The sequence below is a fragment of the Chryseobacterium sp. R2ACT005 genome (genome assembly GCF_049949215.1).
Lineage (GTDB): Bacteria > Bacteroidota > Bacteroidia > Flavobacteriales > Weeksellaceae > Chryseobacterium.
In genome coordinates this window covers 4,496,333-4,522,985 of the sequence record NZ_CP188192.1, presented here as the reverse complement: position 1 = coordinate 4,522,985, position 26,653 = coordinate 4,496,333, and the positions used below count along the sequence as shown (strand labels likewise).

Sequence of the window (26,653 nt, the reverse complement as noted above, 5' to 3'; positions counted from 1 at the left end):
CCTTCCAAATTATTGAAAGGTCTTATGTATTTCTAAAAGAGAATTTATTTATTGAAATCTACTTCATCATTGGAATGAAGATTTTCATTGATGTTGTCCTCTTTCTTTTCTGTTGGTTTTTTAGGCGTAGGGTCTGCCGGTCTTGGATTTTTGATCTCATCGATCGTCTGAAGGCTTCCATCGTCTCCATAGCCTCCGCTTAATCCTTTAAGGTTTGAACAGCCGTCTTTCCAATCGGAAGGTTTAACAAACTTATCATCAGGAGTAACTCCTAAGCTTTTATCTGCCCATACTTTCTTCATGAAAATTGCCCAGATCGGCAATGCCATTTTTGCCCCTTGACCTTCACCGGTTCCAAAGAAGTGAGTTGCTCTGTCTTCCCATCCAACCCATGCTCCGGTTGCTAATTTTGGTGTGATCCCCATAAACCATCCGTCAGAGTTGTTCTGAGTTGTTCCTGTTTTAGCGGCAATTTCTACTGCTTTTGAAATTCCTCTTCTTCCCAGCTCCCCGGAAGCGGTTCCGTACTGTGCAACACCTTTCATCAGTTCAATCATGGTGTAAGCATACATTGGGTTCATGACCTCTTTTGGTTCTACATTTACTTCCTTGATTACTCTACCGTTGGCATCTTCAATTCTCCAGATCATTTCCGGTTTATTGTGATTACCATAGTTGGCGAAAGTACTGTAAGCACCTAGCATTTCATAAATAGTAATGTCTGATGAACCTAAAGCGATTGTATTGTTTCTTGGAATATCTTCTGTTACGCCCAGATCTCTTGCGGTCTGGATAACAGCATCTACTCCTGTCATTTCAATTAATCTTGCAGCAACAGGGTTTTGAGAGTGCGCTAATGCATCTTTTAAAGTAAGCATTCCTCCTCTTCCCGGCACATGCCATCCGTTATGATCATACGTTCCGTTAGAAACAGCTGAACAAGGAGTCATTCCTAGTTTCATGATAGCAGTTGCATACACGAAAGGTTTGAAGGTAGATCCTACCTGTCTCTTACCCTGCTTGATGTGGTCATATTGGAAGTGCTGCCAGTCGATACCTCCTACCCATGCTTTGATCTCTCCGGTTCCAGGAACCATAGACATCAGACCTGCCTGTGCAATTTGTTTGTGGTATCTGATAGAATCCCAAGGAGACATTTCAACTTCTTCTTCTCCGCTCCATGTGAATCTTGAAGTTTTGATTGGTTTCTTGAATTCCATCATAATGGAGTCTTCCGGCATTCCGTCAGCTTTTAACAGCTTATATCGCCCGGTTCTTTTCATAGCCTGAAGCATCACATCTTTGATCTGTTTGTCATTAAGATAGTAGAAAGGTCTGTTTTTTCTACCTCTTTGTTCTGCATCAAATCTTTTCTGAAGATCCGTTAAGTGTTCTTTGATTGCTTCTTCTGCATACTTCTGCATCTTAGAATCAAGCGTAACATATATTTTTAAACCGTCTTTGTAAAGGTTAAGTTTTTTGCCGGTTTCTTTTTCATGAGTTTCAAGATATTTATCAATCTCTTTTCTCAGATAGAATTTGTAATAAGCCGAATATCCGTCAGTGATACTTTTAATAGGGTGAAAGTCTACTTCAATAGGAGTATTGGCTGCTTTTTCATAGGTGGCAGCATCAATATATCCGGTTTTCTGCATTTGATCCAATACAACATTCCTTCTTTCTTTTGCCTTTTCAGGGTATCTGTAAGGATTGTTTTTTCTTGGATTTTCAAGCATTGCTACAAATGTTGCAGCTTCAGGTAGTGTAAGTTCCGAAGTCTTTTTGTTAAAATAAACTCTGGAAGCCATTTCAATACCGTTAGCGTTGAAAAGGAAATCAAATTTATTGAAATAAAGAGTAACAATCTCTTCTTTGGTATATCTTTTCTCAAGGCTTACCGCTACTACCCATTCTTTTAATTTCTGGAATGCTCTTTCAACTTTATTTTGAGAAGCATTTCCTGTGAAAAGAAGTTTTGCCAGCTGTTGAGTGATTGTAGAACCACCACCACGGCCACCACCATATGCCACGGCTCTTGCGATAGAATATAAGTCGATTCCTGAGTGTTCTTTGAAACGCTCATCTTCTTTAGCCTGAAGGGCATAAATAAGGTAAGGAGGAAGATCCTTATAAACGATAGGCTGTGTTTTTTCCTTTTCGAATTTACCCAGCATAACTCCGTCTGAAGAAATGATTTCTGAAGCGACAAAGATATCAGGATTTTCAAGTTCTTTTACATCAGGCATTTCCCCAAGAAATCCTTGAGAAACTGCAAAGAAAAGTCCTGAAATTCCCAAAACTACCGCAACGAGTCCAATCCAAATAAATGAGACCCATTTTTTCCAGGAGGTATCTTTCTTTTTTTTAGGAGGCAGAGGAAATGTTTTCCCCTTATTTCCTGCATTTTTTTTGTTTTCTTCCATTTATGGTTACGGTTTAGCCGTTTCTATTTTTACCCCAATATCCTCAATTCCTGAAAGGTTGTCATTTCTCATCGCCTGGGTCAGACCGATTTCATATTTTCCCTTTCCCGGAAACTGATAATTCAGTTTATACTGAAACAAAGTTTCCTTTGTATCACCAAAGCCTGTACCAAGCCATTCTCCATTAGGTTTTGCCAGCACATAATTCAAGGTGTCAGTTTCCTTTTTTTTGTTCTGGAGATTGGTGAAATTGACAATGAATCTTATATTGCTGTAAGGATAACTATTGTTGTTTCTTACGACAAATATAATATTTTTAGGATTCTGCGGATCTGAAATTTCAAGATTAAATTTTTGCTCATTTTTCTTATTCCATTTGTTATCAACGGAATTCATGATGACATCTCCTCCTGATGAAGAGTTACAGCTAAAGAAAAGGATAAGGGAAAATAATCCTAAAATTTTATGCATTATTATCTTTTTTTGGAGGATATTTCTTTTTAAATTTCTTCTTGTTCGGGCTGTTTTGTGGCTTGTTTTCAGCATCAGAATTACCCTCTACTTTTTCCACGGGCGCTTTTTGCTGTGGATGTTGTTTTTGAGGTCTGGGCTGATTTCCAGATTGAGCATTAGGGTTTTCAGATCTTTCAGGTCTATCTTGTCTCTCCGGTCTGTTTCTTTTTTGACCTTGTGGCTGTCCTTGTTGTCCCTGTTGATTATTGCTGTGCTTGTTCTGGTTGTTTCTGTTCCTGTTTCCTCTGTTTTTCTTTTCAAAACGATCCACACTGTTTTCCTGGATCAAATCAATATTTTGAGTAGAAGCTTCCGGTTGTTTCAAGTCTTCCAGAGGAAGAATTTTTTCTCCTCTTTTATTTTTTGAAATCAGTTTTTTAACAAGATCAATATCGAAATCATACCATGCAATGGAACTGTCTACGTAAGCAAACCACATTTTCTTTTTGAAAACATCAATTTTGATACAAAATGCTTTTCCTTTCTCTGTTTCTAAAGTGGTTGAAGAAGAAGGGAAGTTGCTTAATGCATCCAAATAGCTGTCAAGCTCATAATTAAGGCAGCATTTAAGCTTACCACATTGTCCAGCCAGCTTTTGAGGATTAATGCTCAATTGCTGATATCTTGCTACATTGGTATTTACCGATCTAAAATCTGTAAGCCATGTAGAGCAGCAAAGTTCACGTCCGCAAGATCCAATTCCACCTACTTTTGCCGCTTCCTGTCTGAAACCGATCTGTTTCATATCGATCTTAGTACGGAATGCACCGGCATAATCTTTAATTAACTGTCTGAAATCCACTCGGTTTTCAGCAGTGTAATAAAAGGTTATTTTTGAAGAGTCACCCTGGTATTCCACATCGGTAACTTTCATTTCGAGGCCTATTCTCTGAGCAATTTTTCTTGCTTCAAGCTTTACACCGTCTTCTTTTTTTCTTGCTTCCTGCCATACCTCAAGATCTTTTTGGTTGGCCTGTCTGTATATTTTGAGTGCCAATTCTTCTGAAAACTTTTTCTTTTTCATCTGAATCTTTACTAATTCTCCCGTAAGGCTTACAACGCCTACATCGTGTCCCGGACTTGATTCTACTGTAATTACGCTACCAATATGTAAAGGAATATTATTTACATTTTTATAAAACGATTTCCTGTCATTTTTAAATCTAACTTCTACAAAATCACACCTGTTAGGTGCCGGATTGTTGATGTCAGATAGCCAGTCAAAAACACTTAATTTATAACTATTCCCGCAGGTATTTACACTTTCACAGCCATTTGCGGTTTTCTTAGGGCCGCAAGAATGTGCAGAATCGCCGGATGTTTTACATCCACAACTCATATTACTATTATTTATAATCTGCAAATTTATGTATTTTTATCTTTATGCAATTCTAAAATACTTAAATAACCTTAATTCGGAACAAAACATTGATGTATTTTAAGTGAGAACGATAGCTGGAGCCCGAAATAAGCCTGTTATAACGGAAATAGTTGGATCTGAGTTTTTTTTAACTTTAACATTTATTATCATTTGATTCCCTGTTCCGAACTTTTGAGGTAAGATATCTTAAAAGTTAAACATTTGTTTAATATTAAACGATGAAATAGAGATTGTTTTAAAATATTTTTAAATGCTTAATAATGAAAAATTTGGCTTTTGTTTATTTGAAGGTATTATTTTAAACATAGTTTTCTTTTAGGATATTGTTTAAAATATTAGCAAATATTAACAGACGTATTCAAAATAATTTTATATTTGGCTTATATAATAATAGTCTATGAAAAAAATATTAGTATCAACTGCTTTATTGGCGGGAGTTCTATCTTACGCAGGAGGCTTCAGAGTTTCCCTGCAAGGGGTAAAACAATTGGCAATGGCGCATACTAGTGCTCATGCCGAAGACGCGAGTGTGACATTCTTTAACCCTGCGGGTATGTCATTTATCCCTTCCAAACTGAGTGTAGTGGCAGGAGGGTTTGGTGCAAGTAATAAAGTTACTTTTCAAAACTTCAATACTTTACAAAGTGCAGAAACAGATAACCCTATAGGGACTCCTTTCTACGCGGCGATTACTTATAGACCAATAGAGAAACTTACCGTAGGTCTTAGTGTTACAACACCTTTTGGAAGTACAATAAAATGGCCTGAAAACTGGGAAGGTAAAGAATTGGTTCAGAAAATGGAACTGAAAAGTTTCTACTTCCAGCCAATGGTCTCTGTAAAACTGGCTCCTTGGGTATCTTTTGGTGCCAGCTACATTTACGCAAGAGGAAAAGTAGATTGGGATAAAGCGGTAACGCAATTCGACGGGAAGGTGAATATTAATGATGAAAATGCAACCGGACATGGATACGGATTTGGTTTCTATTTCAGACCTGATCCGAAACTGGACATAAGTATTGCCTACCGTTCAGCAATAGATATGAAAGCTAAGAGCGGAACGGCTACATTCCAGTTTCCATCACAATCTGTTTATACGCAGCTGAAGCTGAATGCAGCAGGACAAGATGGTTTCTCGGCGATTCTTCCATTGGTTGAAGAATATACAATTGGTTTAACCTATAAAGTGACACCAAAATGGCAGGTTTCTGCAGACTTTAACTATCATGGATGGGAAAGATACAGCAAACTTACTTTAGATTTCGAGAATGCTCCTATTGGGAACAATCCATCGGATCCTACTATTCTTACCAATCCTAAGAACTTCAGAAATTCCAAAACATTCAGATTGGGAACTCAATATGCGTTCACTAATATGATCTATGGACGTTTGGGAGCGTATTATGATGAAGCTCCTTATACAACTGACAACTTTATCCCGGAAACACCTTCATATGATACGTATGTAGTTACAGGTGGAGTAGGCTTTAAGCTGAAACAATTCGGAATTGATGTTGCAGGAGGATATGCAATGCCTCAGTATAGAAAGGTAAACAATGTTAATATAGGGCTTAACGGACAGTCAAAAGCAACAGCTTTCTACTTTGGTCTAGGTTTCTCTTATAATCCATTTTAATTTTAGAAGACTATGAAAAAAATTATAATATCGACAATTGCAGTTTCTGCACTTCTTTTTACAGTAACAAGCTGTAATACGGATTTCGATACGGATGTGAAAGATATCCCGGTAACAAAAGGAGACGCAGACTTTTCAAAATATATATCGTTAGGAAACTCCCTTACTTCAGGATATCGTGATGGTGCATTGTACAGCAGTGGCCAAAATGAATCTTATCCAAGCATCATTGCCGCACAGATGAAACTTGCAGGCGGCGGAGACTTTAAACAACCTTTGATGCCTAATGATATAGGAGGATTCAATAATCTTCCTGGTTTTCCTGGAAAATTGACTCTTCAGGTTGTTAATGGATCTTTAGCTCCTGTGCCAAGTGGGGCAGCAGCAGCATTGGATATGTTATCCGGAGGAGGTACTTATAATAATATGGGTGTGCCGGGTGCGAAATCATTCCACTTAGTAGCTCCTGGATATGGTAGCCAAGCTGGTCTTGCAACAGGAACAGCTAATCCTTATTTTGTAAGATTTGCTTCTTCTGCTACAACAAGTGTGCTGGCTGATGCTATGGCTCAGAAAGCTACTTTCTTCTCTCTTTGGATAGGAAATAATGATGTATTGTCATATGCTACCAATGGAGGAACAAACTCTCAGACTGTAGGAGGAGTTACAACGTATTCAATTGCTACGGTTCAGACAGGAAATACAAATCCTACCACTTATAAATCAAATGATATCTCTGATCCTGCACTTCTTGCCGGATCTATTAAGGCGGTTTTAGATGGTCTTAAAAGTGTAGGAACAACAAAAGGAGTTATTGCTAATATTCCTTCTGTTACTTCAGTTCCTTTCTTTACTACGGTGCCTTATAACCCTTTGACACCTGCGCTTTTAGGTTCAAATCTTACAACTCTTAATACGAGTTTATACGGTCCTTTGAAGCAAGCACTTACTGCTTTTGGTGCTGGAGATAGAATTAATTTACTTTCTGCAACAGGCCCAAATCCTGTTTTAATTAAGGATGTTGCTTTGACGGATTTATCTGCTCAGCTTACAGCGGCACTTACCCCTTCTTTAGGATTGCCTACAGCTACTGCTTTTGGACAAATCTTTGGCCAGGCAAGACAGGCGACAGCAGATGATTATATTTTGCTTACTACAAGTTCTGTAATCGGAAGTACGGCGCCAATGGTTCCGTCTCCGGTAAATATATATGGAATTTCTTATCCGTTACAAAACCAACATGTATTAACAAAAACAGAAGCTGGTTATGTGAAAACAGCCACAACGGCATATAATGCTTCTATAAAAGGGCTTGCTGATTCTTATGGGCTTGCATTTGTAGATGCTAATGCGAAGATGCTTGAACTGAATTCACAGTCAGGAATTGTATTTGACGGAGTAAAGTATACTGCGACATTTGTTAGGGGAGGAGCTTTCTCTCTAGATGGAGTTCACCTTACAGGTCGTGGATATGGTATTGTTGCTAATGAATTTATCAAGTCTATCAATGCGAAATACAAATCTACACTTCCACAGGTAGATCCGAACAAATATTCAGGAGTTAAATTCCCTTAATAATTGATAAAATAAAAACTTAGAAACCACAGGAGTAAATCTTGTGGTTTTTTTTTAAATTTGCAAAATCTTTTAAAAAGTAAAAATGGCCGATCAGTTAAGTTATCTATTTTGTACAAGAACCAGCAGGGACTTGGCAGAGAAAATTGCCCAGAATTATGGGAAAGAATTAGGGAAAATCAACTTTCAGGAGTTCAGCGACGGGGAATTTGAGCCTGTTTTGGACGAATCTGTAAGAGGAGGAAGAGTTTTCCTGATTGGATCTACATTCCCTCCTGCAGACAATCTTTTGGAACTTCTTCTAATGATTGATGCAGCGAAAAGAGCTTCTGCAAAGAGCATTACCGTTGTAATTCCTTACTTCGGACTTGCCAGACAGGACAGAAAAGACAAACCAAGAGCGCCGATCGGTGCGAAGTTAGTTGCAAACCTTCTTACAGCAGCAGGAGCAACAAGAATAATGACAATGGATCTTCACGCGGATCAGATTCAGGGATTCTTCGAAATTCCGGTAGATCATTTATATGCTTCAAGTATTTTTGTAGATTATATCAGATCTTTGAATCTTGATAATCTTACTATTGCTTCTCCGGATATGGGAGGTGCGAAAAGAGCTAAAAACTATGCAGGTCACTTAGGTGCTGAAGTAGTAATTGCTTATAAGGAAAGAAAAAAAGCGAATGTTGTAGAAGAAATGTTCCTTATTGGTGATGTTACAGGTAAAAACGTAATCCTTATTGATGATATGATTGATACTGCTGGGACACTTTGTAAAGCAGCAGATATCTTAATTGAAAAGGGAGCAAAAACAGTAAGAGCTATGGCAACTCACGGAGTGCTTTCAGGAAAGGCTTATGATAATATTGAGAGCTCAAAATTATTGGAAGTTATTGTAACTGACTCAATTCCTGTTAAAAATAATTTGTCATCTAAAATAAAAGTGCTATCTTGCGCCCCATTATTTGCAGATGTTATGACCATGGTTCATGAGCATAAATCAATTAGCAGCAAGTTTGTTATTTAATTGATTTTAAACAGATTGCAAATTAAATAAGAATAATTTTTTAAATTTATTATAAATGAAATCTATTACAATTCAAGGTACAAAAAGAGAAAACGTGGGCAAAAAGTCTACAAAAGCTTTACGTGATGCTGAATTAGTTCCTTGTGTTGTTTATGGAGGTGAAGCCCCTTTAAACTTCTCTGCTGAAGAGAAAGCTTTTAAAGGATTAGTATACACTCCTGAAGCACACACGGTATCTATTGAGGTTGACGGAAAAACAATTCCAGCTGTTCTTCAGGACATTCAGTTTCACCCAATTACTGACAAAATTCTTCACGTAGACTTCTACCAACTATCTGACGATAAGCCAGTAGTTATGGAGGTTCCTGTAAGAATTACTGGACGTTCAAAAGGTGTTATAGCTGGTGGTGTTTTACGTCAGTCTTTCAGAAAACTAAAAGTAAAAGCTATCCCTGCTAACCTACCTGACGAAATCGTTGTAGATGTTACTCCATTAAGAATTGGTAACAAACTTTACATCGGTGGTATCAAAACAGAAGGATATTCTTTCATGCACCCAGACAATGCAGTAGTAGTTGCTGTTAAGATGTCTAGAAATGCAATGAAAGGAGGTGCAGCAGCAATGGATGATGAAGATGAAGAAGAAGTTGCAACTGAAGAAGGGGCAGCTCCAGCAGAAGAAACTGCAGCAGAATAAGAATTGCTTATTTAAACAATATAGACCCGTCATTTTTTTGACGGGTTTTTTTGTGTGCAGTGTCAAAAGAAATAAGAGGATTACAAATGACCTTAGTTCATCGTTTTATCAGCTTTCTTCACTGTATACTATCGAATATTTCTATCAACTGACAACTATCAGCTCTCGGCCTCATGCTTCCTTTCGGAAAAAAAGCCGTAAATTTGAAGTGTTCTAAATAAGGACGTCTTAATTTAAAAAATAAATAAATGTTTGACATTCAGGAAATAAGAAGCCAGTTTTCTATATTGGACAGAGAAGTGAATGGTAAACCATTGGTTTACCTGGATAATGCAGCTACATCTCAAAAGCCAAATTCGGTTTTGGAAGTCTGTCACGCATATTATACAGAACTTAATGCCAATGTTCACAGAGGAATTCATACCCTAAGCCAGCTGGCAACGGAAGAAATGGAGCTTTCAAGAAGAAAGATTCAGAAATTCATCAATGCTGAACATGATTTTGAAGTGATTTTTACAAAAGGAACAACAGAAGGGTTGAACCTCATCGCTTATATTTTGACACAGAAACTGCAGAAAGATGATGAAATTATTATTTCTTATCTGGAGCATCATTCTAATATTGTTCCATGGCAGATGCTTTGTGAAAGAACCGGAGCAAAACTTCGTGTAATTCCAATTGATGAAAACGGAATTCTTCAGATGGATCACTTTGACCAGTTTTTAAGTGAAAAAACAAAGGTTGTTTCTGTAAACCAGGTTTCCAATGCATTGGGAATTGTGAACCCTATTGAAGAAATTATTGCAAAGACAAGAAAGAATACAGACGCTTATGTTGTGATTGACGGTGCCCAGTCTGCTCCGCATTTCAATATTGACGTACAGAAGCTGGATTGTGATTTCTTTGTGTTTTCAGGTCATAAAATGTATGCTCCCATGGGAACGGGTATTTTGTATGGGAAACGTGAAATATTAGAAGCTTTGCCGCCATTCCATGGAGGAGGGGAGATGATTGCAACATGTTCTTTTGAAGGAACTACTTATGCGGGTCTTCCATTTAAATATGAAGCGGGAACACCTAATGTAGGTGGAAATATCGCTTTAGGAGCTGCTGTTGATTTTATGAACAGAATAGGTCATGCCAATATTCAGAATCATGAAAATGCTTTATTGGAATATGCCCAGAAACAGCTTTTGGAAATAGAAGGAATTAAAATATATGGAGAAAAAGCAAAGAGAATCGGTGTTGTTTCCTTTAATCTTGAAGGGGTGGGGATAGCCTCTGATGTAGGAATGATCCTTGATAAAATGGGAATTGCTGTAAGAACAGGACATCATTGTACACAGCCAATCATGAATTTCTTTAATATTGCAGGAACGGTAAGAGCCAGTTTTGCGGTTTATAATACTTTCGAGGAAATTGATATTCTGGTAGAAGGAGTGAAGAAAGCACAACGAATGTTGAGCTAATTAATTCTTATCATATAAATTAAAAAGCAGCTGTTGAGCTGCTTTTTTTATTAGTCCATCGGAACACAGTAGCACCTGCCATCAATAATAACCTGATAATATCCAATGGCGCATTCAAGGCAGATTTCTCCTCCTGCCATAATGCTTTTCAATTTTTCTTTGTTTAGTTTTTTCATATGATGTGATTTAAAGGTTAAATATAAAGGTATAAATAATAGATAAATATTCTGATTCTTTTTAAAATTTATGTAATGTATTGATTTTATATATAATTGAATTTTGTAAAATATAATTCGTTAATTTTATATAAACATCAAATATTTTATTATGAAAAAATTATTTATTCTATTTTTATCCATTTGTGGAATATGTAATGCTCAAGTCTATTCTGAAGACTTCAACGGTAATGCTTTGCCGGCCGGATGGACAGTAGAAAATCCGGATACAGCTTTTAATTGGAATGTAGGGGTACAAAATGGCTTCGCAGGCTTTCCTGATGGAGCAGCTTTTTTTGATGATGATGATGCAGGGCCAACCGGAATTAATACGAATGCCAGACTGATTTCTCCTGTAATTAACCTTACCGGAGTTGTAAACCCAAAGCTGTCGTTTAATTATGCTAATAAAATTTATGATCTTGACTCAACGTTGAAAGTGGAAGCTTTCAATGGGACATCCTGGGTTCAGGTTTTTACCTCTTCGGGTGATGCAGGTGTTTGGGATATTGATTTTAATACCTTATCCTATATACTGACGTCTTATGCTTCGGCGGCAAATATCGATTTAACACCCTATGTGAATGCGGCTTTTAAGTTAAGGTTTGTTTATGATGACGTCGGAGACTATTCTTTTGGTGTGGTGGTGGATAATTTGACTATAACAAACGGGACCGTTTTGGCAGCTTCGGAGGTTTCTCACTCAGATAATATAGAAATATATCCAAATCCGGTAGGGGATAATATTCATCTTAAACTTGATTCCCGAAATAAAGTAGAAAAAGTTAGTGTTGTGGATATGTCCGGAAAACTTATAAAAACGTTTGATAGAGAATCCGACACCTATGATCTATCAGATCTGTCTAAAGGTACTTATATTATCATGATCACAAATAATAATAACGAAGTTCTGAAGAAGAAGATTGTCAAAAAATAGCCTTAGAATCAAATAGTAAACTTAATCATACAAAAAAACCTTATAGAATATCCTATAAGGTTTTGTGTATTTTTAAAAGAAATAATCTTATAAATTCGGTTTCCAGTCAACGACTGCTCTGATGAATGCTTCAGCATTTTCAACAGGAACATTCGGTAGAATACCATGGCCTAAGTTGGCGATGTATCTGTCTTTTCCGAAACGGTTGATCATTTCATTCACCATTTTCTTGATCGTCTCAGGAGTGGAGTGAAGTCTTGCAGGATCAAAGTTACCCTGTAAAGTCATCGTGTGATTTGTCAGTGTTCTTGCAAATTCCGGTTTAATAGTCCAGTCTACACCAAGAGCAGAAGCTTTAGACATGGTCATCTCTTCCAATGCGAACCAACATCCTTTTCCAAATACAACCACATGGGTAAGCGGGCTTAATGCTTCAACAATCTGATTGATATACTGCCAGGAGAATTCCTGATAATCTGTAGGAGAAAGCATTCCTCCCCATGAATCAAAAACCTGTACTGCAGAAACTCCTTTTTCTACTTTTCTCTTTAAATAAGCAATCGTTGTATCTGTAATTTTTTGCAGTAATAAATGGGCAGCTTCAGGCTGTTGGAAGCAGAAAGATTTTGCAATATCAAATGCTTTACTTCCTTTTCCTTCTACACAATAACAAAGGATTGTCCATGGAGAACCTGCAAAACCGATCAATGGGATCTCATTGTCCAGTTTCTGTAAAGTAAGTTCAATAGCATCAAAAACGTATCCTAAAGTATCATTCACGTCCGGAGTTTCAATATTCTGAACCTGTTCCATTGTTCTGATTGGAGTATCCAGCCAAGGACCAACAGATTCTTTCATTTTGAAATCAATTCCCATTGCCTGTGGCACTACCAGGATATCAGAAAACAGAATCGCTGCATCCAAAGGAAATCTGCGGATAGGCTGTAATGTAATCTCAGCCGCAAGTTCAGGGGTCTGACATCTTGTAAAGAAATCGTACTGGTCTCTCAAAGCAATGAATTCCGGCAGATATCTTCCAGCCTGCCTCATCATCCAGACAGGAGGTCTTTCAACGGTTTCTCCGCGAAGTGCTTTTAAATATAGGTCGTTTTTTATCATAATCTATTTTAAACTAATATTACCGGCAATATTTCGGTAACAAATATTCTAAATTCTACTTCTGATTTCTCTTCTTATCAGTTCAAAGATGGAAGTCAGTGTATTTTCTTCAGAAGTAAAAATTTCTTCCTGTGTATAATTTTTCAACTCACCGGAAGTGGTTTCACCAATCGAAAAAAGCTTCATGCCTTCCAGAGAATTTCGCCTTGCAAAACTACGAACTCCGCTCGGACTAAAAAATACTGCAGCATGATATTTTTCATTTATTAAAGGATGAGTTTCCTCAGTATTGTATATCGTAACTTTTTTGTACTTAATGTTTTGTAAAGGAAGTTCTTTGTCCAGGACATTTATGGCAAGATTGCCACAGAAATGAAGAAACTGCTCATGCTGGCATTTTCCGATAATAAATTTGGAAAGAGTATCTGCATTTTTCAAAACCTTAAATGTTCCGAAGCCGTGTTTCCTTAATTCCCTCTTCGTTTTTTCGCCAACACAATAGATCTTGTTGTAGTTTTTGGCTGTAAAATCCTCATTAGGCTTAAATCTGTTTTTAAAAAATGAAATGACTCCATTAACACTTGTAAAGATCAATGAGTAATTTTTCAGATCAAAAGGACTGATCATAATCGGTTTGGTCTTAATTACCTCAACACAGTCAGCCAAAATATCCTCTCCTAATTCTTTGGATATAATCGTCTGGTCTATATTTTTGGTAAATAAGATTTTCATGTCTGTAAAATTAAGAAGATGAAAAAGATGAGCTAAAGGAATTTATAATCTGAAATATCAGATCTGGCTTTTGATTTCTGCCATTAATTCTTTTCCTCCGTTTTCAAGAACAACTTTTGCAAACTTTTCTCCAAAATTTTCTGTTGGAGTATATACAAAGTTTTCATCCACAGCAATGCAGTTTTTTCCATCCAAAGAGCAAAGAGCGGCCTTGAATCGGATTTGATCCCCGATGATTTCAGCAAAAGCTCCGATAGGGGCAGTACAGCCGCCTTCCAAAGTGCTTAAGAAGTTTCTTTCAATCTCTACGCAGATTTGGGTAGGGTTGTGGTTGATCTGACGTACAATCTCATTGATCTCATGCTTTTCGGTATGTCCTGCAACGGAAATTACACCTTGTGAGGGAGCAGGAATCATTAATGGAAGCATCTCGTAATCAATTTCCATTTTCATTCTTTTGATTCCGGCTAAAGATAGAATAGTCGCATCAAAGTTCCCGTCTTCCAGTTTTTGGAGTCTGGTTTGAATATTTCCGCGGATATCCGAAAAATCAGTAGTCGGATAATTTCTAAGCCAGAAGGCTCTTCTTCTCAAACTGCTGGTTGCCAGTTTAAGCTCATGGAATTCTTTATTCCTTGCAAATTCTTTTCTGATCAGAATGTCCTGAGGAAAATCTCTTTCCAGGTAAGCAATCATCTCAATATTTTGAGGCAATTGGGTAGGAACGTCTTTTAATGAATGTACGGCAATATCAATTTCGTCATTCAATAAGGCAATATCAAGGTCTCTTGTGAAAACCCCGGTGATTCCTAAAGAATATAAAGGTTGATTGAGGTTCTTATCGCCAGAAGAAACGATAGGAACAATCTCCGTTAAATAATTGTTGTTCTGAAGGTGCCTTGCAACCTCTCTAGCCTGCCAAAGTGCAAGTGCGGAATTTCTCGTTCCGATTCTAATGCTTTTCATTGAATTCGTTGTTTGGTTGTTCAACTAATATTTCGTGCATTAATTTACTAATTTCTTCGGCTTTTAAAGGGTTGTCGATGATATATTTTGCAAAACGGTTGGTGATTTTCTGGATCATTTTGTCAGAAAGTTCCATGTCCGTGATGTTTATGTATTTATTTTTTTTATAAAAATTATGCATTTCATTGCGTTCCATGTTCTTTAAAACGGCTTTGAAATGGTGGATATTCGGTGCCAGTTTTCTCTTTTTCTCCCATTCAATAAAGTCTTTCATCAGTTCCTTGATGATTTTTTCAGCTTTCGGGATTTCTCTTTCACGCTGTTGAATCGTTTCCTGGATCTGTTTTGAAAGCTCATCCACGTCAATCAATGTTACATTCTCATTTTCGGTAACATTCTTTTCAACGTTATGCGGAATAGAAAGATCAATGACCAGTGTTTCTTTTCCGTTCGGGAAATGGGACTGGTTAACAATAGGATGTTTGGCTCCTGTTGCCACAATAAGAATATCTGTGTTTTTTAATTCCTTGTCAAAATCAGAATAATCAACATGAGGAATATTGTATTTCTGGGAAATCTTTTCAGCTTTCTCCTGAGTTCTGTTGGCAATTTTAATTTTCGGCTGAAAGACATGCTTTACCAGATTTTCAACAGTGTTCTGTCCAATCTCACCTACTCCCAACAGAAGGATATTTTTTTCTGCAATTCTTTTCTGGCTGTTTAAAATATAATGAACCGCCGCATAAGAAACAGAAGCTGCACCATTGGAAATACCGGTTTCATTTTTTATTCTTTTCGAAATCTGAATAGCTGCATTGATGGCTCTTTCAAGATAAGGATTAGAATTTTGCCTCTCTTTTTTGAAGCGGCTGTATGCTTTTTTGATTTGACCAATAATTTCAAAATCTCCGATAATCTGACTTTCAAGACCGGCAGCAACTCTGAAAAGATGGATCAGAGCTTCTTCCTTGGTGAGAATATTGGCAAACTGAAGGAAATCCGTAAGATGTACTCCAATGGTTTTACAATACTCTTCAGCAACTAAAAGATAATTGGGAGACGTGGTATAAATTTCGGTCCTGTTACAGGTGGAAACTACAAATGCATCCCCAAGATCTTCCTGGTGGACCCTGGAAACAAAGTTTTTGATGTTTTCATCAAAGAATGCAAACTTTCCTCTCGTTTCTACGTCGGCTTTCTCGTAGCTTATAGAAAGCACGGCAAAATTTGACGTTCGATGAATGTTGGAATACTGTAACATAAGCAGTCGCAAATTTACGCTTTTTTTAATTAATCACTCTCAGATAGTGTATATGATAATTATCGTAAAAAACTATAAGATGGTAAAGATAAAAGAGGAGAATGGCAAAAAGAGAATTTGCTTCTGTTAGGGTGATTTTCTTTAAGTTTTATTATTGGTTATTTTCATTTGTTAATTTTTTTAAGAGACATATGGGATTTTAAATGTAATGCAGTGGTGCTTAGAAGTCCGTTTGCTTGTTGTGAGCCTGCCTTTTATCCTTCGTTGATTTCGCTTTTTCACCCTTTTAATAACCCATTAATTTTAGTTTAACTCAAAGTCTGTAAACATCTAAACTGAAAGTTAATAAAGAATTGTAAATTTTAATAAAACTTTAACCAAATTAAGTTGGTGGGAAATTTCTTTAGTAGTCTTAAATTTATATCTTTGTAAACTTAAAATCAGAAGAAAAATATGAGTTTATTTGATATGTTTACGCAAGAAATTGCGATAGACCTGGGAACGGCTAATACCCTAATTATCCATAATAATAAAATTGTTATAGATCAACCGTCAATTGTTGCAATTGAACGTTCTACGGGTAAACCCATTGCTGTAGGGGAACAGGCTAAGCATATGCAAGGTAAAACTCACGAGGATATCAAGACAATCCGTCCTTTGAAGGATGGGGTTATTGCTGATTTTCACGCTTCTGAACACATGATCAAGGAATTTATCAAAAAAATTCCTGGAATCAAAGGTAAATTCATACAACCTGCATTACGAATTGTAATCTGTATCCCTTCTGGTATCACTGAAGTTGAAAAAAGAGCAGTAAGAGACTCTGCTCAGAAAGTAAACGCAAAAGAAGTAAGGCTGATCTATGAACCAATGGCAGCTGCAATTGGGGTGGGAATAGACGTGCAGAAACCTGAAGGAAACATGATCATCGATATAGGTGGAGGTACAACAGAAATTGCTGTAGTAGCTTTAGGAGGTATCGTATGTGATAAATCTGTGAAAATTGCAGGAGATGTATTTACCAATGATATTGCTTATTATCTGAGAACTCACCATAACCTTTATATCGGAGAAAGAACCGCTGAAAGAATCAAAATTGAAGTAGGTTCTGCAGTAGAAGATCTTGATGTAGACATCGAAGATATCCCGGTACAAGGAAGAGACCTTATTACAGGTAAGCCTAAAGAAATTATGGTTGGATATAAAGAGATTGCACGTGCATTAGACAAATCGATTATCAGAATCGAAGATGCGGTAATGGAAACTCTTTCTCTTACACCACCGGAACTGGCAGCTGATATTTACAAAACAGGTATTTATCTTGCTGGCGGAGGAGCGTTATTAAGAGGTCTTGCGGACAGAATCCACAAAAAAACAGGTCTTCCTGTATTTGTTGCGGAAGATCCGTTGAGAGCTGTAGTTCGCGGAACAGGTATTGCCCTTAAGAATATGGATAAGTTCAATTTCTTAATTAAATAATTTTAACTTTTTACGACTTTATATCTGAATGGGATTTTTGCTGAGATTATTTTCGAAGAATACTCTTTTCGTCTTCTTTATATTTCTGCAAATTATTGCTCTGGTTTTGATATTCTCCAGAAATGCCATGCAGAAATCCTGGCTAGCGGGGCAGACTGCCGCGTTCAATTCCTGGGTTTCCGGATATATTGATGAAGGAGTTTCTTATCTGAAGCTGAAACAGATCAACGAAGATCTTGTGGTTCAGAATAAAGCCCTTATGACTGAACTCTACGGAAAAGACGGATCGAAAAATCCTGTTTTCAAAAGAGTTCACGATACCATTGGTGGTGGGCAGATTTATACTTTTGTTGATGGGGAAATTGTTTTCAACAGTATCAACAGAAGGAATAACTATTTTACAATCAACCGTGGCCGTAGAGATGGAGTCTTTCCTCAGATGGGAGTAATGGCGCCAAGAGGTATTGCGGGAATTGTAATTAATTCTACAGACAGTTATGCATTAGTTCAGTCGGTCTTAAGTGTCAACAAGATCAGAATTAATGCATCACTCAAAAACTCAGGATATTTCGGTACTTTAACATGGAATGGTGATAATTCCAGAGTGATGCATCTTGCGGATATTCCAAAATATGTTGCATTAAAAGTAGGAGATACTGTTGTTACAGACGGTAAATCTGCAATCTTCCCTAAGGGAGTAACAATTGGTACTATTGCAGGATATTCTGTAGATAATAAAACCGGCTTCTGGGATATCTCCGTTGAGCTGAGTGAAAAAATGGGAGCGTTGAACAAAGTATATGTAGTGAAGAATCTTAAGAAAGCAGAAGTGCAGAAGATTCAGGACACTATGCAGGCTGTAATAAAAAAAGAAAATGATTAGCAGGACTTTATTTACTGATATATTGATCATGATTTTTCTTGTGGCATTACAGATATTTGTATTGAACAGGATTACGCTTTTCGGGAAATATACTCCGGTATTATATCCTGTATTTGTCATGTTTTATCCTTTTTTCAGGAATAAATTTCAGTTTCTGGCACTGAGCTTTTTAATAGGACTGTCTATTGACGGCTTTCTTTATTCGTGGGGAATCAATGCATTTGCAACAACGCTGATTGCTTATTTCAGAACGTTGATCTTCAGGACTTCTACTGATACATCTACGGATTTTTTCTCTTTTCAGTCCCTTCAGTGGGCACAGTTTTTACTGTTTTTATTTTCCAGTATTTTCCTGCATCAGCTTTTGGTACAGTATATAGAATTCTTTAAGTTTAGCAGATTTTTCGAAATATTATTTAATGTGTTGGTAACTAGTGTAATTTCATTTATATTTATAGTCATCTACGCATTAATATTTAAAATCAAACAAAAAGTTTGAACACACGTTATTTTAAAATTTTTTCCATCCTCGTTGTTATCGCCCTTATTTTTGTGGCGAGGCTTGCCTATTTACAGTTATTTACGGACCGTTATGCATTGAATGCAGCGAATACCTCCATCAAAACCGAATATGTTATTCCACAACGTGGAGTCATTTTTGACAGGAATGGTAAAATCATGGTGGGAAACCAGCCTGCTTATGAAGTTTCTTTTACACAGGCTTTAATGCGTCCGGATTTTGATACTCTCGGATTCTGTAATCTTATGAAGATCTCCAAGGGGGATTTTATCAAAAGAATTGATGTAATTAAAAAGGAAAAATATTATTCCAAACTGACTCCGATGACTTTTCTGAAGGATCTGAGCAGAGAGGATATAGCAAGAGTACAGGAAATTATTTTTAAATATCCCGCCTTCACTATTGTACAAAGACCTCAGCGTCAATATGAAGTTTCCACTTCTGGTAACCTTCTGGGATATACCAGTGAAGTAAATGAACGTGAAATAAAAAAAGACTCTGCATATTATTTACCGGGAGATTTTATCGGGAAAACAGGAGTTGAAAAATCCTACGAAAAAGAACTTCGTGGAGTAAAAGGAGTGAAATATATCCAAAAAGATATCAGGCTCCGAAATATTGGGTCTTATAAAAACGGATCTTTGGACAAGGATGTAATTACAGGTAAAGATATTACGTTAACTATTGATTATGATCTTCAGAGAACTGCTGAAGAAATGCTTGTAAACAAACACGGTGCAATTGTAGCTATAGATCCTAATAATGGAGAAGTACTGGTAGCTGCTACCGGACCGGATATTGATCCTAATCTTTTCACAGGACCTTACAAATCTAAAAATTTATATGCTCTGTCAAAAGATACGCTTTACGAAAATAAGCCGACTTTTGACCGTTCTTTACAGGCAGGTTATCCTCCGGGATCAACGTTCAAATTGTTGACTGCTCTGGCTGCCATGCAGATGGGAGTAATGGATGAAAAGACTATCTTCCCTTGTGGTGGTGGTTTTTTCTATAAAGGAAAAAGAATTAAAGGCCATGGTGGAGCAGATCCGCTTATTCCTTCAATTCAGGTTTCCAGTAACTGTTTTTTTACCTATGCATTTATTGCAATCATCAAAAAATATCCGGGAAATCCTTCAAAAGGGGTTGATGAATGGAAAAAAATCATGAGCAGCTTTGGAGTAGGAGAGTTTTTGAATAATGATTTTGCTGTGGGTGCAAAAGGAAGAATACCTTCAGGAGACTTTTATGAGAAAAGGTTTAAAGCCATCATGAAAGCAAGTGGTTCCAAGAGAACTGATTTTAAAAACTGGGACGAGATGTCAACCGGTGCTATCTATAATGGGATGGGGCAGGGTGATGTTTTGGTAACTCCTATTCAGTTAGCAAACTATGTAGCTGCTATTGCCAATAAGGGATGGTATTACACGCCTCATATTGTAAAAGGAATTGACGGAAAGTCAAATCCTGATCCAAGATTTAAGGTTAAGCATAAGACTTTAGTTGATCCAAAACATTTTGAACCTGTTTTAAAAGGTATGGAAGCTGTGGTTTTGAGAGGAACAGCAAGAGGGTTGAAATCCAATGACTTTACACAATTGGCCAAAACAGGTACAGCGCAGGTTCCTCAGGGAAAGGATAATTCAATCTTTGTACTGATTGCTCCTGCTGATAAACCAAAAATTGTGGTGGTTGCAGTAATGGAGCATGCCGGATTCGGTGCTACATGGGCAGGACCGGCCTGTACGGTAATTGCTGAAAAATATATCACGGGTGATTTGAAAAGAGAAAATCTTTATAAAAAAATGATCACCTCGAGTTTCATGCCGGAGTATAAGAGGCAGTGGATTGCAGATTTGAAACGTAAAGGCTTATACGTTGATCCTAAACCAGATTCAATCAAACAAAAAAAAATAAAAGACAGTCTGGAGCTGGTGAAACAGCAAAAAGCCAAGCTGCAAAAGAAAATAGAAGAGGAAACTAAAAAGAATAACACTGCTAAAAAAATTGTCAAGCAATGAAATGGACTGAAGGAATAGATAAATTAGGCCTTGGGCTGTATTTCCTGCTTTGTGTTTTTGCCATTGCAAATATTTACAGTGTTGACCAGAAACTTGGGGAAAAGCAATTGGTCTTTTTCTGTATTTCTTTATTTGTAGGACTTATGATATTTTTCAGCAGAAGTAAGTTCTTTGAAAATATGGCAGGGATTATTTACATTGGCGGAGTCTTATTGCTTATCGGACTTTTTCCCTTTGGAAAAGAAATTCTGGGACAGAAGAACTGGTATAAATTCGGAAGTTTTACCATGCAGCCTGTAGAATTTGCGAAGATAGGGACGGCGCTGATGCTTGCCAACTATGTTTCCGGACCTGATTTTAATCTTAAAAACCGGAAGTCTTTATTGACTACCTTAGCTATTATTGGCGTTCCGGCGGTTGTTGTTCTTGCTATTCCGGATGTAGGCTCCATGCTTGTATTTATTGCATTTTTCATTGCCTTATACAGAGAAGGGCTGAGTGGTCTTTTGTTTGGAATAGGATTCCTTTTTGCCGGAGTTTTTCTGATTTCATTGGCTGTTCCTCCTATTTATGTTGCCATAGCTGTTCTGGTGATTGCCGGTATTCTGATAGCGATGAATTATCATAGAATGTCCTGGGATGTAATTTCTATTTCGGGAATTTCAGGATCTATTCTTTTACTGTGCGGGCTGGCTTTCGCTTCTCCTTATATTTTAGAAAAACTTCCTAAACACCAGAGAGAAAGAATTGATGTTCTCTATAAAGGTGAAAAGGCATTCAGAGATACTTCAGGATACAATTTATTATATTCCAAAACGGCTATCGGATCCGGTGGGCTTTGGGGGAAAGGATACCGTGAAGGATCAGTTACCCAGGGGAAATTTGTACCCGAGCAGGAAACGGATTATATCTTTTGTACAGTAGGAGAAGAATGGGGCTTTTTAGGAAGTGCGATTCTTATCTTATGCTACATGATCTATATTGGAAGGATATATTATCTCGCAGAAAGGCAGAAATCTACTTTTAACCGTGTCTTCGGATATTGTTTTGCCTCTATTCTTCTGATGCACTTTTCAATCAATTTAGGAATGGTTATGGGGCTTTTCCCTACGGTTGGGATTCCACTTCCGTATTTCAGTTATGGAGGAAGTTCTCTATTGGCATTCTCTATGATGACTTTTATTTTCTTTAAACTTAATTATTCGGATAAAAACAGCTTGGTGTAACGGTCTTTAAGATCAAAAAGCCAACGGCTAAAAGCTGAAATTTTTATTCTTATTTAAAATCTGCCCTGAGGTGGAATATATTGTCATTGATAAATCATACAAATATGAAAGAAGCTTATTTCCTGGATCAGGATTTTGAAAACACAGACTTTTCTCAATTAGAAAAAGGCGAGTACGAAAACTGCACTTTCCGAAACTGTAATCTTGAGTATGCAAACCTTTCCGGATTCAGCTTTACAGATTGTGAATTTATGGAGTGTAACCTCAGCATGGCAAAGATTGTGAGGACAGCTTTTCATGATGTGATTTTCAAAGAATGTAAAATGTTTGGACTCCAGTTTAATGATTGTAATGCATTCGGATTATCTTTTACATTTGATGGATGTGCTTTAAATAATTCTGTTTTCTATCAGACATCCATTAAGAAAACGGTTTTCAAAAATTCCAGGTTAATTGAAGTAGACTTCACAGAATGTGATGCTTCAAATGCTGTCTTTAGTAATTGCGATCTGTCGGGCGCTGTTTTCGAGACTGCAAACCTTGAAAAAGCAGATTTCAGGACCATCGGTCAACTATTCAATAGATCCGGCTTTAAACAGGCTTAAAAAGGCCAAATTCTCGCTTCCTGAAATATATGGACTCTTGTATAAGCTGGATATTGAAATTGATAAGAACAACTGATTTCTGAACTGTTAGCTTAGCGCTTCAATTCATAGATACAAAATGTAATATTGAATTAATAGGAGTGGGTTTTAGCCCGCTTTTTTCTTTAGGAATATTCCTCCTTGGTTTTAGCTGAAACTTAGTCAAAATTCAAGCATATAAAAAAGCCATCAGAATTCTGATGGCTTCATTATTTAAATCAATTATTTATAAAATTAAAAATTTGCTGGTGTAGCGGGAGTAATTGCTGCTAAGTTATTGTAAGCTTCTCCTTCTTCGTTGATCACTCTTTTGGCGAATCTGAACTTAGGTCCCCAATAAGAATCATTCAGTGAAGAAATCATTACTCCTTTTGATGTTGCTGCGTGGATAAACTTAATCTCTCCCTCTTCAGTAACACTTTCTACAATACCTACGTGAGAAATTCTTCTTCCGTGAGAAAAGAAAATCAAATCTCCTTTCTGTAGTTCTCCTTTTTCAATTCTTTCTCCTTCCTGAGCCTGAGATGCTGCTACTCTAGGTAAGCTAAGACCTGCTGCTGCTCCGAATACAGAAAGAACAAAAGCTGAACAATCTATACCGTTTCTTGTAGTCCCTCCATATCTGTAAGGAGTTCCAAGGTATGTTTCAGCTTCTTCAAGGATACCGTCAATGGTTTTATTATGTTTGATTGCTTTTGCAATCTCAGAATTCTTAACTGCTTTTTTAGCACTAGCGATAGATGCAGCCTTTTCAGCCAGGAAAGAGTCGATAAGTTTCTGCTTATCCTGCTCCATTCTTTTGTTATCTATAGAAGCTAGTTTGGCATCTGTTTTGTATTCTTTTGTGTAAGTTGCTGGTTTTGAAACCACATAATTTGTAGCACACGATTGCAATGAAACTGTAGTAACTAAAGCAACTAAATAAAACAAAACTCTTTTCTTCATATATATTTGATTATCCGTGTTAAAAAGGAATATTTATTTTCAAAAGCAATACAAAAGTAGAGATTCCGAATAAAAGACCCCTGATATGATAATTGTCAGGATCTTATTTTAACACATTTTAACATATGATTTGCATATGTTAAAGAAAAATAAACCGCAACAGCCTATTTTTGGCAAGTGTGCGGTTTTTTTTATTAAGATTCTTTAACAAACGATATCGAATTTCTTCTATATATCAGGTTTTATAATGTAAAGCTTTCATTTTCATGACTGTTAATAAAACAAAAAAAATTCCCCGGAAAACCGAGGAATTTAAACTAATATGAAACTTTACAGGACGTTATTTTGTAAACAACATTTCTCTGTATTTTGTCATCGGCCAAAGCTCATCGTCTACCATCATTTCAAGATCATCAGAAGCTTCTCTGATGACATCAAATAAAGGAATTACTTTGGTGCAGTAAGATTCTGCCTGCTTTTGGCTATTTGCTACAGCTTTCGCTGCTTCTCTCGCTTTAATAAGATCTTCAACACCAAGTTTAATCTTGGAAACGTTTTCAGAGATATTCGTAATTAAACTCATTTGCTCTTTTGCCAATGTTTTGAATTCTTTATCTTCAAAAATATCTTTTAGACCTTTTACGTTTTCAATTAATCTGTTCTGATATTTTAAAGCAGAAGGGATGATGTGATTTCTTGCGATATCACTTAAAACTCTTGCTTCAATATCAATTACAGTAGAATATTTCTCTAATTTGATTTCGTTTCTTGCTTCAACCTCTCTGTGAGTAAATACTCCAATCTCTTCGTAAAGGGCAACGAACTTTTTATCCATTTCCTGTTTAAGTGCTTCAGGAGTGGTTTTTAAGTTGTTTAAACCTCTTTTCTTAGCTTCTTTTGCCCAGTCATCAGAATATCCGTCACCTTCAAACATAATGCTCTTACACTGCTTGATGTACTCTCTCAATACATTGAAGATTGCTTCGTCTTTTTTAAGACCAGTTTCAATAAGAGCATCCACTTCTTTTTTGAAGTCTAATAATTGTTTTGCAGCAATCGTGTTCATTACTGTCATAGACTCTGCACAGTTAGCAGAAGATCCTACTGCTCTGATTTCAAATTTATTTCCGGTAAATGCAAACGGAGAAGTCCTGTTTCTGTCTGTATTATCTAACAGGATTTCAGGAATTTTTCCAACTACATTTAATTTAAGATCTGTTTTTTCGTCCGGAGAAAGTTTTCCTTCTGTTACTTTTTCCAGTTCTTCCAGTACTCTGAACAGCTGGCTTCCGATGAATACGGAAATAATTGCTGGCGGAGCTTCGTTGGCACCTAGTCTGTGGTCATTGCTGGCAGATGCAATACTTGCTCTTAAAAGGTCAGCGTATTCATAAACTGCTTTGATTGTGTTGACGAAGAATGTTAGGAACTGTAAGTTTTTCTTTGGGTTTTTCCCAGGGCTTAATAAGTTTTCTCCAGTGTCAGTTGCTAAAGACCAGTTGTTGTGTTTACCACTTCCGTTTACGCCTGCAAATGGCTTTTCATGGAATAAAATATGGAAATGATGCTTGTGAGCAATTCTTGCCATGATGTCCATCAATAGGGAGTTGTGATCTACAGCAACGTTTACTTCTTCAAACATTGGAGCCAGCTCAAATTGGTTGGGAGCTACCTCGTTGTGTCTTGTCGTTACAGGGATACCCAATTTCATACACTCTATTTCCAACTCTTTCATGAAATTCATTACTCTTGTAGGGATAGAACCGAAATAGTGGTCGTCTAGCTGCTGTCCTTTTGCCGGAGAATGTCCAAGCAATGTTTTACCTGTTAATACAAGGTCCGGACGGGATTGATATAATGCTGAATCTACAAGGAAATATTCCTGTTCCCAGCCTAAAGTAGGAGTTACCTTTGTTACGTTTTTGTCAAAATACTGCATTACGTTAGTGGCAGCTTCGTCTACAGCATTTAAAGCTCTTAAAAGAGGGGCTTTGTAATCTAAGGTTTCTCCTGTATAAGAAATAAAGATAGATGGGATACATAATGTAGTTCCCATGATGAAAGCAGGAGATGTAGGATCCCAAGCGGTATATCCTCTTGCTTCAAAAGTATTTCTGATACCTCCGTTAGGGAATGATGAAGCATCTGGTTCCTGTTGAATCAATAGGTTTCCACTGAATCTTTCAATAGCTCTTCCTCCTTCAATAGGGGTAAAGAAAGAGTCATGTTTTTCTGCCGTCGTTCCTGTTAAGGGCTGAAACCAGTGGGTATAGTGCGTTACACCTTTGCTCATCGCCCAGTCTTTCATTGCTACAGCTACCTGATCAGCGATATGTCTCTGGATTTTAGTTCCTTTTTTTACCGCATCCATAATAGAATTGAATGCTTCTTTTGTTAAATATTCTCTCATGGTCTCTTCTGAGAAAACATTTGTACAGAATAATTCTGACAATTTTGCAGGAACCTCAACAGAGTTATCTTTTCTGAAGTCCTTAAATGGTAGGGTTTCTAGTGCTTTGAATCTTAAGGTTGACATGTTTGAGTGATTTTTTACAGGGCAAATTTACAAAAAAAATGAATCGAAATCATTTTAACCCTAAAATTTTTAGGGGTGTTTTGAAATTTTATATAATTCAAACGCTTGTTTGGGTGTTTTTGGCAGGGTGGTTTCCTGGTTTGTTGGTAAAAGTTAACATTCGCAGGCTTGAAAAATTAAAGATATTAACTTTAACTGCACAAAAAAGAAGATACAATCCAAAGAGAATCATGGAATTGTATAGCATTAAAATTACAATTATTTTAAACTAACTCTTGATTTTTTTCTGAAAATAAATAAAAAATCGGATGATCAATATAAAATGAGTACAGAAAAGGACTAAAATGACACCACAATAAGTATCAGACAAAATAATAGGACGAGTTAAAAAAACCGCCTATCTATAGGTTTTAAACAACTTATTAAAAGATAGTTAAAATAAGTTGAGTGG

The 26,653-nt window shown here is 36.8% G+C and carries 22 protein-coding genes; 12 read left to right on the top strand and 10 right to left on the bottom strand.

Features of this window, described 5'->3' with window-relative positions; all coding sequences use genetic code 11:
- Positions 1-44 precede the first annotated feature (44 nt).
- From ACPF63_RS20710 to ACPF63_RS20700, 3 genes are read right to left on the bottom strand one after another with little or no spacing between them, the layout of a single operon-like run.
- Entirely contained in the window at positions 45-2,423 is a 2,379-nt protein-coding gene (locus tag ACPF63_RS20710) for a transglycosylase domain-containing protein (protein WP_077413374.1), read from the bottom strand.
- Positions 2,424-2,429: 6 nt separating this feature from the next.
- Positions 2,430-2,894, bottom strand: coding sequence for a gliding motility lipoprotein GldH (locus ACPF63_RS20705; RefSeq protein ID WP_077413375.1), 465 nt, complete (start codon positions 2,892-2,894; stop codon positions 2,430-2,432).
- On the bottom strand, positions 2,887-4,275 hold the full coding sequence (locus ACPF63_RS20700) for a PSP1 domain-containing protein (protein WP_426483235.1): 1,389 nt from the start codon (positions 4,273-4,275) through the stop codon (positions 2,887-2,889). The genes ACPF63_RS20705 and ACPF63_RS20700 overlap by 8 nt, the downstream gene beginning before the upstream one ends.
- Before the next feature lie 439 nt (positions 4,276-4,714).
- Between ACPF63_RS20700 and ACPF63_RS20695 the strand changes: the two genes are divergently transcribed.
- The 5 genes from ACPF63_RS20695 to ACPF63_RS20675 all read left to right on the top strand — a co-directional run bounded on the left by ACPF63_RS20695 (position 4,715) and on the right by ACPF63_RS20675 (position 10,718).
- Positions 4,715-5,953, top strand: coding sequence for an OmpP1/FadL family transporter (locus ACPF63_RS20695; protein ID WP_426481143.1), 1,239 nt, complete (start codon positions 4,715-4,717; stop codon positions 5,951-5,953).
- 12 nt (positions 5,954-5,965) lie between these two features.
- A complete protein-coding gene (locus ACPF63_RS20690; RefSeq protein WP_426481142.1) occupies positions 5,966-7,528 on the top strand; it encodes a G-D-S-L family lipolytic protein in 1,563 nt (520 codons plus the stop codon).
- Between the two features lie 85 nt (positions 7,529-7,613).
- A complete protein-coding gene (locus ACPF63_RS20685) occupies positions 7,614-8,552 on the top strand; it encodes a ribose-phosphate pyrophosphokinase (RefSeq protein WP_426481141.1) in 939 nt (312 codons plus the stop codon).
- 55 nt (positions 8,553-8,607) lie between these two features.
- Positions 8,608-9,249 carry a 50S ribosomal protein L25/general stress protein Ctc gene (locus tag ACPF63_RS20680; protein WP_426481140.1) on the top strand — a complete coding sequence of 214 codons (642 nt, stop codon included), beginning with the start codon at positions 8,608-8,610 and terminating at the stop codon, positions 9,247-9,249.
- Between the two features lie 248 nt (positions 9,250-9,497).
- Positions 9,498-10,718 (top strand): aminotransferase class V-fold PLP-dependent enzyme, encoded by a 1,221-nt coding sequence (locus ACPF63_RS20675; RefSeq protein ID WP_426481139.1) that lies wholly within the window; start codon positions 9,498-9,500, stop codon positions 10,716-10,718.
- A gap of 50 nt (positions 10,719-10,768) precedes the next feature.
- Here ACPF63_RS20675 and ACPF63_RS20670 read toward each other — a convergent pair whose 3' ends face one another.
- Positions 10,769-10,894, bottom strand: a complete 126-nt coding sequence (locus tag ACPF63_RS20670) for a GNAT family acetyltransferase (protein WP_077413382.1) — start codon at positions 10,892-10,894, stop codon at positions 10,769-10,771.
- A 151-nt stretch (positions 10,895-11,045) separates the two neighbouring features.
- Here ACPF63_RS20670 and ACPF63_RS20665 point away from each other — a divergent pair, with 151 nt between their 5' ends.
- The gene (locus tag ACPF63_RS20665; protein ID WP_426481138.1) at positions 11,046-11,870 is read left to right on the top strand and encodes a T9SS type A sorting domain-containing protein; all 825 of its coding nucleotides are present in this window, start codon (positions 11,046-11,048) and stop codon (positions 11,868-11,870) included.
- Positions 11,871-11,957: 87 nt separating this feature from the next.
- Here ACPF63_RS20665 and hemE read toward each other — a convergent pair whose 3' ends face one another.
- From hemE to hemA, 4 genes are read right to left on the bottom strand one after another with little or no spacing between them, the layout of a single operon-like run.
- Entirely contained in the window at positions 11,958-12,989 is a 1,032-nt protein-coding gene (hemE, locus tag ACPF63_RS20660) for a uroporphyrinogen decarboxylase (RefSeq protein ID WP_077413384.1), read from the bottom strand.
- 48 nt (positions 12,990-13,037) lie between these two features.
- Positions 13,038-13,721: a uroporphyrinogen-III synthase gene (locus ACPF63_RS20655; protein WP_180564937.1), complete on the bottom strand. Its 684-nt coding sequence runs from the start codon at positions 13,719-13,721 to the stop codon at positions 13,038-13,040.
- Between the two features lie 57 nt (positions 13,722-13,778).
- A complete protein-coding gene (hemC, locus tag ACPF63_RS20650) occupies positions 13,779-14,687 on the bottom strand; it encodes a hydroxymethylbilane synthase (RefSeq protein WP_426481137.1) in 909 nt (302 codons plus the stop codon).
- Entirely contained in the window at positions 14,674-15,948 is a 1,275-nt protein-coding gene (hemA, locus tag ACPF63_RS20645) for a glutamyl-tRNA reductase (RefSeq protein WP_047376233.1), read from the bottom strand. Before hemA ends, hemC begins: the two co-directional genes overlap by 14 nt.
- A 453-nt stretch (positions 15,949-16,401) precedes the next feature.
- Here hemA and ACPF63_RS20640 point away from each other — a divergent pair, with 453 nt between their 5' ends.
- The 6 genes from ACPF63_RS20640 to ACPF63_RS20615 all read left to right on the top strand — a co-directional run bounded on the left by ACPF63_RS20640 (position 16,402) and on the right by ACPF63_RS20615 (position 22,682).
- Positions 16,402-17,427 (top strand): rod shape-determining protein, encoded by a 1,026-nt coding sequence (locus ACPF63_RS20640; protein WP_045491741.1) that lies wholly within the window; start codon positions 16,402-16,404, stop codon positions 17,425-17,427.
- Positions 17,428-17,455: 28 nt separating this feature from the next.
- Positions 17,456-18,310, top strand: a complete 855-nt coding sequence (mreC, locus tag ACPF63_RS20635; protein ID WP_426481136.1) for a rod shape-determining protein MreC — start codon at positions 17,456-17,458, stop codon at positions 18,308-18,310.
- Positions 18,303-18,809: a hypothetical protein gene (locus ACPF63_RS20630; protein WP_002982456.1), complete on the top strand. Its 507-nt coding sequence runs from the start codon at positions 18,303-18,305 to the stop codon at positions 18,807-18,809. Before mreC ends, ACPF63_RS20630 begins: the two co-directional genes overlap by 8 nt.
- Positions 18,806-20,851 carry a penicillin-binding transpeptidase domain-containing protein gene (locus ACPF63_RS20625; protein WP_426481135.1) on the top strand — a complete coding sequence of 682 codons (2,046 nt, stop codon included), beginning with the start codon at positions 18,806-18,808 and terminating at the stop codon, positions 20,849-20,851. The genes ACPF63_RS20630 and ACPF63_RS20625 overlap by 4 nt, the downstream gene beginning before the upstream one ends.
- Positions 20,848-22,077, top strand: coding sequence for a rod shape-determining protein RodA (rodA, locus tag ACPF63_RS20620; protein WP_077413389.1), 1,230 nt, complete (start codon positions 20,848-20,850; stop codon positions 22,075-22,077). Before ACPF63_RS20625 ends, rodA begins: the two co-directional genes overlap by 4 nt.
- A 104-nt stretch (positions 22,078-22,181) precedes the next feature.
- A complete protein-coding gene (locus ACPF63_RS20615) occupies positions 22,182-22,682 on the top strand; it encodes a pentapeptide repeat-containing protein (protein ID WP_426481134.1) in 501 nt (166 codons plus the stop codon).
- Between the two features lie 273 nt (positions 22,683-22,955).
- On the opposite strand, the gene ACPF63_RS20610 is transcribed toward ACPF63_RS20615, so the two are convergent.
- Together ACPF63_RS20610 and ACPF63_RS20605 are read right to left on the bottom strand one after the other, a co-directional pair.
- Complete coding sequence (locus ACPF63_RS20610) at positions 22,956-23,666, bottom strand: C40 family peptidase (protein WP_077413391.1); 711 nt, start codon at positions 23,664-23,666, stop codon at positions 22,956-22,958.
- A 340-nt stretch (positions 23,667-24,006) separates the two neighbouring features.
- Positions 24,007-26,202, bottom strand: a complete 2,196-nt coding sequence (locus ACPF63_RS20605; RefSeq protein ID WP_426481133.1) for a glutamine synthetase III — start codon at positions 26,200-26,202, stop codon at positions 24,007-24,009.
- Positions 26,203-26,653: the final 451 nt, after the last annotated feature.